The organism is Mycobacterium sp. H4Y, from assembly GCF_000364405.1.
GTDB lineage: Bacteria > Actinomycetota > Actinomycetes > Mycobacteriales > Mycobacteriaceae > Mycobacterium > Mycobacterium intracellulare.
This window is the reverse complement of record NZ_AKIG01000002.1, coordinates 125,770-138,335: the sequence shown is the minus strand read 5'-3', so window position 1 is coordinate 138,335 and position 12,566 is coordinate 125,770. Positions and strand designations below refer to the sequence as shown.

Here is a 12,566-nt window from a genome sequence, read left to right as displayed (position 1 = left end):
TAGTGCCTCGTGACGGCCGAGGCGGACTCGGGTGCGGAACTGATCCGACGATTCTTGCATGCGCACCGCTGTGGGTCATCCGCGTGCGGCGCGTACCTGGTAACGACGCTCGGCGTAGGCGAGGTCGTCGCGCCAGAGCCTGCTCGACGCGAAGCGCATGAGCGGCGTGATCAGCGGCGCCACCCGAGATGCCCGCTTGAACCCGGGCCGCCCCGAGTGCGCGATGGTGGCTTCCAGGACGGCAGTGCGGGGGCGGCCATCGGGGCCCAAACCGATTGGGGTGGCATGGGTTTCGACGACGCTGCCCGCCCCCTCCCCGTCCACAATGCGCATCACGATCGTGCGGGCCTCCGGGCAGCTGAACTCCGCGACGACGGGCACCCCCAGGCGTCCCATCCGGAACGTCACGGCCACCAAGAAGCGGTCGGCGTGTTCGGTCGGTGTGGTGAGCACCTCGAGGCGGGTGAACGAGTACGGGTGAAACCAGGCGCCATGCCACGGATCGAGCCGGTTGGCGATGACGTCGATCGGCTCGCAGACGCCCTCCATGCGCGCGACGGCGGCCAGGGTGTCGCCGGTCGGCCGGTCCGGAATCACCGGCAGCTCCAGTGGCGCCTCCCGTCCCACCGCATCGAGCCGCACCCAGACCAGGATGCCGTCGTCGTGACCGGGCAATGGGCTCCAACCGAATTCGCGGGCGCGCCCGTCCAGGGTCAGCCCGTGCCACCGGCACACCAGCGTGCCGCGGTGCACCGTGCCGGTGGCGAGGTCGGCCCCCAGGTGCGGGCAACTGCGCGGTCCCACGCACAGGCGGTGCTGCTCGTCGCGCCAGGCGACGACCTCGACGCCGGCGACGAGCGCGCCGAACGGCCGCCCGCCGACCACCTGCCGGCTGGCGGCGAACGCGTACCAGTTGCCGGTGGGGCGATTTTGTGAGCGGCGCAGCGCGGCGTCGATGATGGCGGGTTGTGCGTCGCGATAGGTCGGGCGCTGATCGGCCCACGACACACGCGGGATCACCTGCAGGGGCCAATCTTTGGGCCACGTCCGCAGGCTTTGCAGCTGGTCGCGGATCTTCATCGCCGGGCGGCTCCCTCGCGGGTGGCAAGCCATCGCAGCAGTGCTGAACGGCCCCGGGTGGGCACCGTGGACAACGGGTGCCCGGCCAGTCCCCAGCGTTTCAGCAGTTGGTTCGCGGCGCACCACCCGGTGGTGGCGGCGCGCTCCATCAGCGCCACCGGCAGGTCGATCCGGATGGCGTCGCCGGCCAACACCAGGCCCGGTGTCGGGGTGATCACCGCGGGGCGGCCCGTATAGGTGCCCGGCGCGAAGAGCGGGCAGTCGCTGCGGTGCAGCAGCCTCTCGTGAACGATGTGTGCCGCCGCCGTTTCCGGGTACACCGCGTGCAGCCGGCGCAGCGCGGCGGCGCGCGACGGCGCCGAATCCAATGCGTAGGAATGCAATTCGACCACCGAACCCTGATGCGCGCACGCCCACGCGCGGGCTTCGCGTTCGTAGCGTTCCAGCACGCTGATGTTGTCCAGCGGCTTGTGCCCGGCCGTGCCCAGAAACGCCGGGCGCCGCGCCGCGACGGGGCGGTCGAGCCAGAACCGGTGCACGGCGAACGGCGGCGCGGTGCGCAGCCGCGAGATCCGGGCCCGCCAGTCATCGGTGCCAAGGCCGCTCGATCCCGCCACGACCCGCTGCAGGCCCGCGACGTCGGTGGCCAGCACCACCGCGTCGACGTCGAGCCGCTCGTCGCAATCGGTGTGCACGCGAAAGCGCCCCGCCGGATCCCCCTCGATGCCCAGGGCGGCGGTGCCGAGCCGAAACCGCACCCCGCGCCCCTCGAGGTAGCCGCACAACGGCTGCCACAGCGCGCCGTCGTAGTTCGCGCACGGGACGTCGAAGATCAGGCCCTCGGCCGATCCCAGGAAGTAGATGTGGAACATGGTCGCCAACTCGGCCGCGGACAGCTTGGCGGGGTCGGCGAAGAAGCTGCGGGAGAACACCTCGAACGCCAGATGCCGTGCGGCCTCGGGGAATCGGATGTTTTCGAGGAACGCCGCGGCGTCGATGTGGTCGAGGCGCTCGTAGGTGCCCGGCACCGACACGGCGGCCAGCGGCGCGGCGGCGCGGGCATCGATGCGGGTGAAGTCGCGAAGGCGAAAGGTCGGGCTGCGCGCGGCGAAGGCGACGGCGTTCCACGGCGGGGTGCGCGGCAGCCCGCGGAAGCTGTCGCGCCGCCCCGCGCCGTCGATGAGCGGGTAATCCTCGACGGGAGTCAGCATCCGCAATCGCGGGTCGATCCGGGCCAGCAGGGCGCGCAGGTTGTAGTACTGCCGGAAGAACGCGTGGAAGCCGCGGTTCATCGCGAGGTCGACGCCGCCGTCGCGCTCGGTCCAGCCGCCGACCCGACCGCCGAGGTAGGGTTCGCGTTCGATGACCTCGACCGCGACGCCGCGCTCGGCGAGTCCGGTGGCGGCGGCCAGTCCGGCGATCCCGCCGCCGACGACGGCGACCCGGGGCCGCGACGGCAGCGCGCCGGCGTCCGGCAATCCCGTTGGTGCGGGCAATGTTCGGCGGCGACGGTCGGCGGCGTGCGCGGTCATGACGGCGCGTCCGCCAGGAAGGTGTGCACGATGTTGGCTTCCCAGCCGGGCATCGTCTCGCTGTGCACGGCGGTGAATCCGGCGTCGGCGAGGCGGGTCCGGAACCGCGCGGCGCCGTCGAACGCGAGCACGCTGCGCCACAGGTAGCGATAGAGCGCGGTGTCGCGGGTGCGCCACCACCCGGACGGGATGATGATGCCCCAGCAGACCGCGTGCCAGATGCGGGTGGCGGCCCAGGAGTCGCGGACCGAATACTCGTGCACGGCCAGGGTGCCGCCGGGGCGCAACAGCGTGCGGAACTTGCGCAGTTGGTCGTCGCGGTCGGCGACGTTGCGGATCAGGTACGCGGCCAGGATGGCGTCGAAGGGCCCGGTGATCCCGTGCTCCGCCAATTGTTCGACGGGGGTGTGGACGAAGCGCACCGTGGCGGGCCAGTCCTTCGCGCGCGCCGCGTCGAGCATTCCGCGCGACGCGTCCACGGCGACGATGTCGGCGTGGGGCGCGACGGCGAGCAGGGCGGCCGTCGAGGCGCCCGTCCCGCAGCCGGCGTCGAGCAGCCGTAAGCCCTTGCCGCGGGCCGGAATCCGCATCCGGCGCGCCGACAGCAGCAGTTGCGCGTGATAGCCCGGGCTGGCGCCGACCAGCCGGTCGTAGGCCGCGGCACCCGCGTCGAACGCGGCTGCCAGGTCGGCGGGGGCGGGCCCCGCATCACCGACGCGCATGTTGCCGTTCCCACAGCAGCAGCACCGCGGTGACCAACGCGAAGCCGAACAGAAAGTCTTCGACCGGAATGTCGAACGGGAAGCGCAGCCCGCTCAGCTGCCGATCGTCGTAGCTGACGATGGGCGAGCTGAGCTTCGTCAGCCATCCGTCGACCGGGATCTGGAATCCCAGGACGATCACCATCGACAGCCAGTAGGCCGGCCGGCGAAACAGCCCGGTGCGCAGCACCGCCAATTCCAGTGCGCAGACGGCCAATACCGCCAGCACGGCGGGCAGGGTGTAGCCGAGACCGCTCACCGCCGGTGCACCCTTGCCAGGATGGCGCCCACGGCGTTGTAGGTCAGCAGCGCGCAGGCCGGAATGACGAGAAAGAACAGCACCTCTTCGATCGGCACCCGAAACGGGATGCTCAGGCCGCTGAGGTACGCGCCGTCGTAGGTCCACACGCGCGCGGCGACGGCGATCTCATCCCAGATCAGGAACACCGCGGCGACCGGCAGCACCGCCTTGAGGAAGCGTCGCCACTGTCGGTAGACGCCGGGGCCCAACGCCTCCAGCGGCGCCGTGATCAGCAGGCATGCGGCCAGGACCACAAGGTATTGCCACCGATCGCTCATGCGGCCCCCGAGTTGAGATCGTCCCGCTCGCCATTTCGCGCCCGCCACGACCGTATCAGTCCCGCACCGGCGACCCGAAGCCGTCGAGCCCGGCCCACGGTGGCCCGGTGGTCGAACACCGCGAACTCGCTTCTTTCGATGCAGTCCAGGATCTCGGCGTACAGGGCGGCCGCGGTTGCCACGCACGGCCGTGAGCGACGCGCGAGCGTGGCGATCCCCGCCGCGGCGAATCGGTAAGTCTGACGCGTGATTTCGTGCTGCGCGGCCAGGGCGCGGCGCACCCGGGGGTCGGTGCGGCGATGCGCATGACACCACGTCAACAGCTCCCGATCCACGCCGTCGGCCGCGAGTTCGTCGGTCGGCAGGTAGACCCGGCCGCGCACCAGATCTTCGTCGACGTCGCGCAGGAAGTTGGTGAGCTGGAAGGCTCGGCCCAGCGCCGCGGCATACGGCGCGGCCTCCTCCATCGGCGTCACGGTTCCGAGGATCGGGAGTACCTGCAGACCAATGGCTTCCGCGGAACCCCGCATGTAGAGGTTGAGCGCTTCGCGGTCGGGATAGTCGGTGACCGTGAGATCCATCCGCATCGAGTTCAGGAAGTCCTCGAAGAGCCCGGCGCTGATCCGGTAGCGCCGTGCGGTGTGAGTCACCGCCGCCACCAACGGATCGTCGAGGTGGGCGCCGTCGGAGAAGAAGCGCTCGGACAGTTGCCGCAGCCGCCTGCCACGACTGCAAGGGTCCAGCCGCGGATCGAGATCGTCGAGGATGTCGTCGGCGTAGCGGGCGAAGCCGTACAGCGCGTGCACGGGCGGCCGTTGGTCGGGCGCGAGCAGCCGGGTCGCCAGGAAGAAGGTGCGGCCATGGGCGGCATTGAGTTCCCGGCACTGACGGTATCCCTCGCGCAGCCGCGGATCGTCGATTCCGGCCGCGGCCAATTCGCTGCGCATCATGGCAAACCGGCCTTCGTGTCGAGGACGGCGATGGCCCTCGTGCCGGCCCCGGTGATGCGGTCCGCGGCGAGCCGCCCGGAAATCAGGGTGGTCGGCACGCCGACGCCGGGCACCGTGGAGGAACCGGCGAGCACCGCGTTGTCGATGCCGCGCACCATGTTGGCCGGCCGGAACGGCCCGGTCTGACCGAACGTGTGGGCCAGCGCGAAGGGGCTGCCGGCCGCCATGCCCTGACGGGCCCAGTCGGCGGGTGTGACGACGTCGAGAACCGTTGCGTCCTCCCGCAATCCGGGGAGCAACCGGTCCGCGACGTGTGCGACGAGGCCCTCGGCGTAGGCGGCGCCGGCCCGCGACCAATCGATGGTGCCGCGCTCCAGGTTCGGCGCGGGGGCCAGGACGTAGAGCAGATCGCGGCCCTCGGGAGCCAGCGCCGGGTCGCCGGCCGTCGGGCGGGTCACCAGCAACGACGGATCGGTCATCAGCCGGCCGTCGCGGATGATGTCGGTGAACGTCTGATCCCATGCCTCGCCGAACAGGATGGTGTGGTGGGCCGTGTCGCGAGCGACCGCGGGGCAACCCAGGTGCGCCACCACCGCCGACGGGGAGGCCCGCAACCGCACGGCGCGGCGGGGTGTGCGGCCCAGCAGCGCGTAGGTCTGGGGTAGTTCGGTGGTCAGCACGACCGCGTCGCACGAGATGCGCCCGGCCTGTTCGGTGAGTACGGCCCTGACCCGGCCGCCGGATTGTTCGAGGGCGGTAACGGTTGCGCCGTAACGGAATTGGACGCCGGCGTCGGTGGCCGCCGCGGCCAGCGCGTCGGGCAGCGCGCGCACGCCGCCCCGCGGGAACACCACGCCCGCGATGGTGTCCATGTAGGCGATGACCGCGTAGACCGCCAGGGCGTCACGCGGCGCCACCCCGGCGTACAGCGACTGGAAGGTGAAGATCCGCTGTAGCCGCTCATCGCTGATGTGCCGCTTGACCATGCGATCCCACCTGCGGAAGCCGCCGATCGCCGTCAGCTGCGCCAGCCGCGGCGTGAGCAGCGAGAGCGGGGAATCGAAATTGGCACCGATGAACCCGTCGAATTCGGTGCGGTACAACCTGGTCAGCCACGTGCGCAGCCGCCGGTAGCCCGCCGCCTGCCCGGAACCGGCGAAGTCGGCGATCGCGTCGGCCATCTGGTCTGCGTCACTGTGCACATCGAGTGTGCTGCCGTCGGTGAACACGGCGCGGTAGGCGGGATCAACCGGCGACAGCTCCAGCCGGTCGGACGTTGTCTCGCCGACGGCCGCGAAGGTCTCGTCGATGATGTCCGGCATCGTGAGCACCGTTGGCCCGGTGTCGATCCGGTACCCGTCGATGTCGAGGCGCCCGGCCCGCCCGCCCGGCCATGGCTCACGTTCCACCACGGTGACCGCGCGCCCCCGCCCGGCCAGGTGCAGCGCCGCGGACAGGCCGGCCAGGCCGGCGCCGACCACCACGACGTGATCGGTGCGTCCTTCGATGGTCCGCATGGTCAACGCGCTCCCGACTCGGTACCGGTCATACGGCGCGATCCGTACAGGCCGCCGCCATTTCGGCCAGCGCGATGCGAACGGGCTCCTCGATCGGCAGGTCCCCGAGGTGGGCGCGCGCGGACGCGACGCGGTCGCCGATCATCTCTTCGATCAGCCCCACGGCCCCGGTCCCGATGATCAGCGCCTTCCACCTGTCGATCGCGTCGCGCCCGAGGGCTTCACGATTCGCCAGCTCGGTGAGTTCACGGCGGGTCGAGGGATCGGCCAGCTGGTGGGCGGCCACCACGACGCTGGTTGCCTTGCGCTCGAGCAGGTCTATCGCGCCGGGCTTACCCGTTACCGCGGGTGAACCGAAGACGCCGAGCACGTCGTCGCGGAGCTGAAACGCCTCGCCGACGGCGCGGCCGTAGCGGCCCAGTTGGCACAGCGTGTGAGCGCCGCAGCCGGCCATGGCCGCCCCGATCTCCAGGGGTCGGCGCACGGTGTAGTTGCCCGATTTGCGCCGTGCCACATCGAGAACGAATTCCAGCCCGGGCGCCTGCCGCGCGTCGTTGATCAGGTCGGCGAATTGTCCCACGGCGAGCTCGGTGCGCATCGCGTCGTAGCGCGGCCACGCCAATTGCAGCCGCCGGGAATCGATTCCGCTGTCCCGCAGCATTTGTTCGGCCCAGATCAGGCACAGGTCTCCGAGCAGGATGGCCGCGGACTCGCCGAATCGCCATGAGGGGCCGGGCAGTCCGCGTTCCCGGTACCACCGCCCGAATTGCCGGTGCGCCGACGGGCGGCCGCGCCGCACGGCGGAGCCGTCCATGACGTCGTCTTGCAGCAGCGCGAAGGCGTGCACCAACTCAAAGCTCGCCGCGGCCCGCAACGCCGCGGGGTCGGCCGGCGCGCCGCACAGCCAGCCCAGGTACACGAACGTCGACCGCAGGCATTTACCGCCGGAGACGAAGTCGGCCAGGATGTCGCCGACCGCTTCGATGCCCGCCCCGTCCAGGTCGGCGGCGCGTCGCTGCGCGACGAACTCGGCGACCTCGACCAAAACCCTCCGCCGGACCTCCGACCGCCACTCGCCGAAGTCGTCACCGCCCCAGGAGCCCGTCACGGGCGGTGATGCGCCCGCGGGCGAAAACGACAAAGCTCCCATGGTGCCCAAGCGCTCCCTCCCGGACGGCTGGGAATGGCCGGGCCTGCGCTGGCCCGGCACCCGCGGTCATACCCGCCGACGAGGCGGGCAAACCACGGCGCGAGCCGCCAGGCCCCGCCCCGCGCCGCCCGGTGGGAGATACCACGTTGTTCAATAACTTAAACATTCACTTGATGAAGGTGATCCGTGTTTGCCGAGTCACGCTGGGCCCGAAACCGAGCAGGGAGCCGAAACGCCAACCCGTGCGGTGTTTTAACCCCCATCGGGGTCACGATGCGGCGCTGCGGGGGACCCGGCTACGCGGCTGTCGCGGCCGGGCCAACTCGGACACGAAACGCCGCCGCGCCGCAAGGATGTCTTCGATGGTTTGAAATGCCTCCGGTACCGAGTCGGTGGTCGCCAACCCGTTGTCGTGCACGATCCGCAGCAGTGGCCGGATCGCCGTGCCGGTGACCACGCTGCAGTGCACGCGGGCTTTGCGGAGCTCGTCGTTGACGAACAGCAGCGCCCGAAAGCCCTCGACGCTGAGGAAGCGCAGTCGGCTCAAATCGAGGACCACCGGAGTCTTGAGCCGGGCGAAGCCGCGGATGGCTTCGGTGAGGTCTCTCGCATTCGCGGCATCGATCTCGCCGTCGACGCGCACCACCGTGGCGAGGCAGCGCGCATAGACGAAAACGTGTGCCCTGGCGAATTGGGCCATGTGGCGGCCGCGTGTGGGATGTTGTTGGTCCGCCGAATCCGCGGAGTGAAGAGCAGCCATTGAAGCGCCTATCGATTGTGGTGAGAAGGGAGTGATCAGTGTTTGCACACCGCTCCCGCTAAAGACGCAGCTGTGAACTCAACCTGACAGCAGCCTAGCGTCGCCGCCGTCGCGCGGTAGCAAAGTTTCGTTTTCTGGACGGTGCGCAACGGCGCCGATGTACCCGGTGGTGAATGCGTGTTTGGCGGCGTAACCGCGGGGTATACGCCGGCCACGTAACAAACGCGACGAATCCCTTGACGGACGGACGCGAGGGGTGGTGCGGCCCAATGGAAAAGCTCGGCCGCCGCTGGTGCCGGTTAGCGCTTGCGCCCGCTGCCATCATGATGCTGATCGGCGCACCGGGATGGGCCGGCGCCGACCCGGGGATCACGGTGTTTCCGGGAATGGAGATTCGTCAGGGCAACACGGTATGCATGCTCGGAATGGTCGAGCCGCGGTTACGGGTCGCGCTGACCAGCGGGCAATGCGACGGTGGGCAGTCGATGGTGACCGACCGTGACCGCAAGCCGATCGGCGATGTGGTCCTCGGCCGTCGGCAGGTCGACACGGACTCGGCTGCGGACACGTCGATGCTGCCGGTCGAATACGAAGTCATCGCTCTTGCAGGCAATGTCACGGCCTCGGACGTGTTGCCCACGGGCCGGCAGTTGCGGTCGACGCCCGGGCTGCGCGCGCAGCCGGGCCTGCCCGTGTGCCAGCTGCGCCGCTCGACCGGGCAGCGCTGCGGGCCGGTCGGCACCGTCACCAACGGCCGTTTCGCCATCCCCGACATGGTCGTGGACGGTCGCGACTTCGGCGGCCCGGTCTACGCGCTGACCGACGACAACAAGGCCGTCATCGTGGGGCTCTACGAGGGCATGTGGAGGGCCTCACCCCAGTTCGAGTCGTGGCAGGCGGTCATGGCGCAGGTCTACATCGACAGCCACTCCTACAGCGGGCAACAACAGCTGCCCGCTCTGCGCATGATCAACTGGCGCACCGCCGCTCGCGCTGTGGCGACGCCGTAGCCATCCCGTCGTCACCCAGGGACGCCGCGCGGCGTGTTTCCCCCGACACAGAACGGGAATCCGCCGCCGGTGAACGTTTTCGATCTTGTGGCGCTGCCCTTCCAGTGGGGCTCCGCGATCCGGGGCAAACGGATCTTTCATCCGAGTGGGGTGCTGGCGAGGGGCTTCATCGAACGCATCGCCCCGGCGGGTCAGGGCTTGCCGATCCGCTCGTCGGAGGTCGTTGCCCGGGTATCCAAGGCCAGCGGCACACCCGGCGCGCTGCCCGACTTCGTCGGCCTGGCTTTCCGGTTGACGCCCCCGGAGCCGGCGGGAAAGCCGTGGGACATCTTGCTCGTGTCCGCCGGGTCGGGGGTGCTGTCCCGGGCGGTGGCGCTGCGGCCGACCGCGTCGTGGAACGGACAGACACTGACCACCCTGATGCCGTTGCACTACCAGAACCACAATTGGTGGCTGCGGGCGCGCACCCCGAGCGACATCGACGGCCTCGGCTTGTCGCTGGCCAACGTCCGCAACCGTCTCGAACGCGGCAATATCGAGATCGCGCTCGACCAAGCCTGCGGCAGAGGGCATTTCACCCCGGTGGGCCACGTGACGCTGACCGCGGTCGTCGACGACGAACAGCATCGCGACGTGTCGTTCGATCCCGTCGTCAACACCGCGCCGGGCCTGAGCCTGCACCCGCGGTGGCTCGCCGACCTGCGCGCCCGCGCGTATCGGCAGAGCCGTGACGGCAGGGATGCCGATGAGTAGCCGGGGGTAGCCGGTGCCCAAGCGCATCGTGATCACCGGGGCCAGCGGCAACGTCGGCACAGCCTTACTGCGCCGGCTCACCGCCGACGACTCGGACTATGAGATCGTCGGAATCAGCCGGAGGCGACCGCCTTCGGACGACCTGTACCGGTCCGCCCACTGGCACGAGCTGGACCTGGCCGACCCGGGCGTGGAGCTCGAGCTGCTCAAGGTCTTTCGCGGGGCCGCGTGCGTGGTCCATCTGGCGTGGGGTTTCCAGCCCACCCGCAACAGGCGTTATTTGGACTCGGTCGGGGTCAACGGCAGCGCGGCGGTATTGAGCGCGGCACACAACGCGAAAGTGCCGCACCTGCTGCACATGTCGTCGGTGGGGACCTACGCCGCCGGGCGATACGGGCAGAAGGTCGACGAGACCTTCTCGACCGCGGGCATACCATCCTCCGCGTACAGCAGGGCGAAATCCGCGGTGGAGCACATGCTCGACGGCTACGAGGGGCACAACCCCGACGGGGTCGGAATCACCCGGATGAGGCCCGGCTTCATCCTGCAGCGCGACGCCGCGTTGGGCCTGCGGCGCTACACCCTGCCCGCCTACGTGGACCCGCGTTGGGTGCGCTGGTTGCCGCTGCTACCGCTGGACCGCTCGCTGAGCGTGTCCATCGTGCACGCCGACGACGTCGCCGACGCGTGCGTCAAGGCGATCGAGCGCCGCGCACTCGGGCCCTTCAACCTGGCCGCCGAACCGCCGGTCGGCCGCGATGACATCGCAAAGGCGTTGCGGGCACGCCCGATTCACGTGCCCTCGCCGCTACTGGGGCTGCTGGTGGCGGCGTCGTGGCGGGCCAGGTTGCAACCCCTCGATCGTGGCTGGCTGGACATGGCGTTTTCGTTGCCGCTGCTGGACACCGACCGCGCGCGCAATGTTCTCGGATGGTCGCCGCGGTGGAGTTCCGAGGCTGCGCTGGCCGACCTGGTCGACGGGTTCTTGCATACCTGGGGAACCCAGAGCCCGGTCCTTCGCGCGCGTTCGTGCGCCGAGGCCATCAGCCGCGACCTTCACGAAGGCCCGCTCACCGTCCGCCGGGTGCCCTAACCGTTGACTGCCCGCGTCCCAACAGGTGACGCAGCGCCTGGGTCAGGTCGGGTTGACGGAACCGGTGCCCGGCCGCGACGAGCTTGCGGGGTGCCACCCGCTGGCTCGCGCAGGCCAGTTCGCGGGCGCCCTGCCTCCCGAGCAGGAGGCGGGGCCCCAGCGACGGCACCGGCAACACGGCCGGCCGATGCAGCACCGCCGCCAGGATCGACGTGTACTCCGCGTTGCGGACGGGTTGCGGCGCAACGGCATTCACGGGCCCCGACAGCGCCGTGTCCCACAGCGCGCGGTGATACACATCGACCAGGTCGTCGATTCCGATCCAGGACAGCCATTGCCTGCCGTCGCCCAGTCGCCCCCCGAGCCCGGCGGCGAACAGCGGACGCATCAGCCTCAGCGTGCCGCCGCGCGGTGACTGGACGATGCCGGTGCGCACCCGCACCACCCGCAGCCCCGCCTCCTGCGCGGCTGCGGTCGCCTCCTCCCAGTCGGCCACCACGTCGGCCAGGAATCCCTCCCCGCGGTCGCTGTCCTCGGCCAGCGTGTCGTCGCCGCGGTCGTATCCGTAATAGCCAATCGCTGACGCCGAGATCAGCGCGGCGGGCCGGGGATCGGTGCGGGCCAAAAGTTCGGCGAGGCGCCGGGTGGGCCCAATCCTGCTGTCCCGGATGGCATCCCGGTGCTTGTCGGTGAACCGTCCGGCGATGGAGGCGCCCGCCAGATGGATGACCGCGTCGACGCCGGCCAACAGCTGCGGGTCGGGATCCTCGGGGTCCCAACGCCGTTCGTCGGTGCCGCGTGCGTCGCGCCTGACCAGCCGGATGACCCGGTGCCCGCCGGTGCGCAGAAACGCCGTCAGCGCCGAACCGACCAGCCCCGACGATCCGGTGACGGCGATCGTCGACCGCTTCAGACCGTTCTCGGCGGCCAACCGGTGGGCGGCCAAGTCGTCGGCCAGCTGGCGGTGCCGGTAGTCGAACATGGGCCGCAACAGCGATCCCGGCACCGCGGTCTCGACCCGGTCGATCACCCGGGTGCGGTCATCGCCGATGTCTACGAACTCGTGGGTGTGGCGCCAGCGCAACGCCATTCGCGCCGGAAGCGTGGCCAGGCCGTCACCACCTAGGGCGTCGACGAACCGGCGCGGGGGATCGTAGCCGTCCGGCTGATGCACGGCGACCCAGCGCAGGCCGCCGGGCAGCGCCAGCGTCGCCCGCCCGTCCTCGAGCGAGGATGCCTCGGCGATGAGGCGCATCGGCTGCCACGGCGGCGAGAGGCGGTGGAAGGCACCCGGCCTGGCATGCCAATCGAACACGTCCGTGATCGGCGCGTGCACCACACTCGAATAGTCCAGGCCCATGCCTGAAACGTTAGAAAGCTC

The 12,566-nt window shown here is 70.3% G+C and carries 13 protein-coding genes; 3 read left to right on the top strand and 10 right to left on the bottom strand.

Annotation, left to right across the window (positions count from 1 at the left end; all coding sequences use genetic code 11):
- Window positions 1-75: 75 nt before the first annotated feature.
- From W7U_RS14350 to W7U_RS14310, 9 genes are all read right to left on the bottom strand, one after another.
- Window positions 76-1,080 (bottom strand): DUF5914 domain-containing protein, encoded by a 1,005-nt coding sequence (locus W7U_RS14350; RefSeq protein WP_008259114.1) that lies wholly within the window; start codon window positions 1,078-1,080, stop codon window positions 76-78.
- Entirely contained in the window at window positions 1,077-2,612 is a 1,536-nt protein-coding gene (locus W7U_RS14345; RefSeq protein WP_008259113.1) for an FAD-dependent oxidoreductase, read from the bottom strand. The genes W7U_RS14350 and W7U_RS14345 overlap by 4 nt, the downstream gene beginning before the upstream one ends.
- Entirely contained in the window at window positions 2,609-3,334 is a 726-nt protein-coding gene (locus W7U_RS14340) for a class I SAM-dependent methyltransferase (protein ID WP_008259112.1), read from the bottom strand. The genes W7U_RS14345 and W7U_RS14340 overlap by 4 nt, the downstream gene beginning before the upstream one ends.
- Window positions 3,321-3,632: a lycopene cyclase domain-containing protein gene (locus W7U_RS14335; protein WP_008259111.1), complete on the bottom strand. Its 312-nt coding sequence runs from the start codon at window positions 3,630-3,632 to the stop codon at window positions 3,321-3,323. The genes W7U_RS14340 and W7U_RS14335 overlap by 14 nt, the downstream gene beginning before the upstream one ends.
- The gene (locus W7U_RS14330) at window positions 3,629-3,952 is read right to left on the bottom strand and encodes a lycopene cyclase domain-containing protein (protein ID WP_008259109.1); all 324 of its coding nucleotides are present in this window, start codon (window positions 3,950-3,952) and stop codon (window positions 3,629-3,631) included. The genes W7U_RS14335 and W7U_RS14330 overlap by 4 nt, the downstream gene beginning before the upstream one ends.
- Window positions 3,949-4,902 (bottom strand): phytoene/squalene synthase family protein, encoded by a 954-nt coding sequence (locus W7U_RS14325; RefSeq protein WP_008259107.1) that lies wholly within the window; start codon window positions 4,900-4,902, stop codon window positions 3,949-3,951. Before W7U_RS14325 ends, W7U_RS14330 begins: the two co-directional genes overlap by 4 nt.
- Window positions 4,899-6,419 (bottom strand): phytoene desaturase family protein, encoded by a 1,521-nt coding sequence (gene crtI / locus W7U_RS14320; RefSeq protein WP_008259104.1) that lies wholly within the window; start codon window positions 6,417-6,419, stop codon window positions 4,899-4,901. Before crtI ends, W7U_RS14325 begins: the two co-directional genes overlap by 4 nt.
- A gap of 28 nt (window positions 6,420-6,447) precedes the next feature.
- Complete coding sequence (locus tag W7U_RS14315) at window positions 6,448-7,569, bottom strand: polyprenyl synthetase family protein (RefSeq protein WP_170320605.1); 1,122 nt, start codon at window positions 7,567-7,569, stop codon at window positions 6,448-6,450.
- Window positions 7,570-7,837: 268 nt separating this feature from the next.
- Window positions 7,838-8,269 (bottom strand): STAS domain-containing protein, encoded by a 432-nt coding sequence (locus W7U_RS14310; RefSeq protein ID WP_008259101.1) that lies wholly within the window; start codon window positions 8,267-8,269, stop codon window positions 7,838-7,840.
- 329 nt (window positions 8,270-8,598) lie between these two features.
- Between W7U_RS14310 and W7U_RS14305 the strand changes: the two genes are divergently transcribed.
- The 3 genes from W7U_RS14305 to W7U_RS14295 all read left to right on the top strand — a co-directional run bounded on the left by W7U_RS14305 (window position 8,599) and on the right by W7U_RS14295 (window position 11,185).
- Entirely contained in the window at window positions 8,599-9,339 is a 741-nt protein-coding gene (locus tag W7U_RS14305) for a hypothetical protein (protein ID WP_008259099.1), read from the top strand.
- Between the two features lie 69 nt (window positions 9,340-9,408).
- Window positions 9,409-10,092: a hypothetical protein gene (locus W7U_RS14300; protein WP_020823258.1), complete on the top strand. Its 684-nt coding sequence runs from the start codon at window positions 9,409-9,411 to the stop codon at window positions 10,090-10,092.
- A gap of 13 nt (window positions 10,093-10,105) precedes the next feature.
- Window positions 10,106-11,185: an NAD-dependent epimerase/dehydratase family protein gene (locus W7U_RS14295; protein WP_008259097.1), complete on the top strand. Its 1,080-nt coding sequence runs from the start codon at window positions 10,106-10,108 to the stop codon at window positions 11,183-11,185.
- Here the strand turns inward: W7U_RS14295 and W7U_RS14290 are convergent.
- Window positions 11,163-12,545 (bottom strand): TIGR01777 family oxidoreductase, encoded by a 1,383-nt coding sequence (locus W7U_RS14290; protein ID WP_008259095.1) that lies wholly within the window; start codon window positions 12,543-12,545, stop codon window positions 11,163-11,165. The genes W7U_RS14295 and W7U_RS14290 overlap by 23 nt on opposite strands.
- Between the last annotated feature and the right edge of the window lie 21 nt (window positions 12,546-12,566).

What these genes read in the sequence shown, in the direction of transcription:
- W7U_RS14310 (WP_008259101.1), bottom strand. Translation starts at nt 8,269, where the DNA reads ATGGCCCAATTCGCCAGGGCACACGTTTTCGTCTATGCGCGCTGCCTC.
- W7U_RS14315 (WP_170320605.1), bottom strand. Translation starts at nt 7,569, where the DNA reads ATGGGAGCTTTGTCGTTTTCGCCCGCGGGCGCATCACCGCCCGTGACG.
- W7U_RS14290 (WP_008259095.1), bottom strand. Translation starts at nt 12,545, where the DNA reads ATGGGCCTGGACTATTCGAGTGTGGTGCACGCGCCGATCACGGACGTG.
- W7U_RS14345 (WP_008259113.1), bottom strand. Translation starts at nt 2,612, where the DNA reads ATGACCGCGCACGCCGCCGACCGTCGCCGCCGAACATTGCCCGCACCA.
- W7U_RS14350 (WP_008259114.1), bottom strand. Translation starts at nt 1,080, where the DNA reads ATGAAGATCCGCGACCAGCTGCAAAGCCTGCGGACGTGGCCCAAAGAT.
- W7U_RS14325 (WP_008259107.1), bottom strand. Translation starts at nt 4,902, where the DNA reads ATGATGCGCAGCGAATTGGCCGCGGCCGGAATCGACGATCCGCGGCTG.
- crtI (WP_008259104.1), bottom strand. Translation starts at nt 6,419, where the DNA reads ATGCGGACCATCGAAGGACGCACCGATCACGTCGTGGTGGTCGGCGCC.
- W7U_RS14340 (WP_008259112.1), bottom strand. Translation starts at nt 3,334, where the DNA reads ATGCGCGTCGGTGATGCGGGGCCCGCCCCCGCCGACCTGGCAGCCGCG.
- W7U_RS14330 (WP_008259109.1), bottom strand. Translation starts at nt 3,952, where the DNA reads ATGAGCGATCGGTGGCAATACCTTGTGGTCCTGGCCGCATGCCTGCTG.
- W7U_RS14305 (WP_008259099.1), top strand. Translation starts at nt 8,599, where the DNA reads ATGGAAAAGCTCGGCCGCCGCTGGTGCCGGTTAGCGCTTGCGCCCGCT.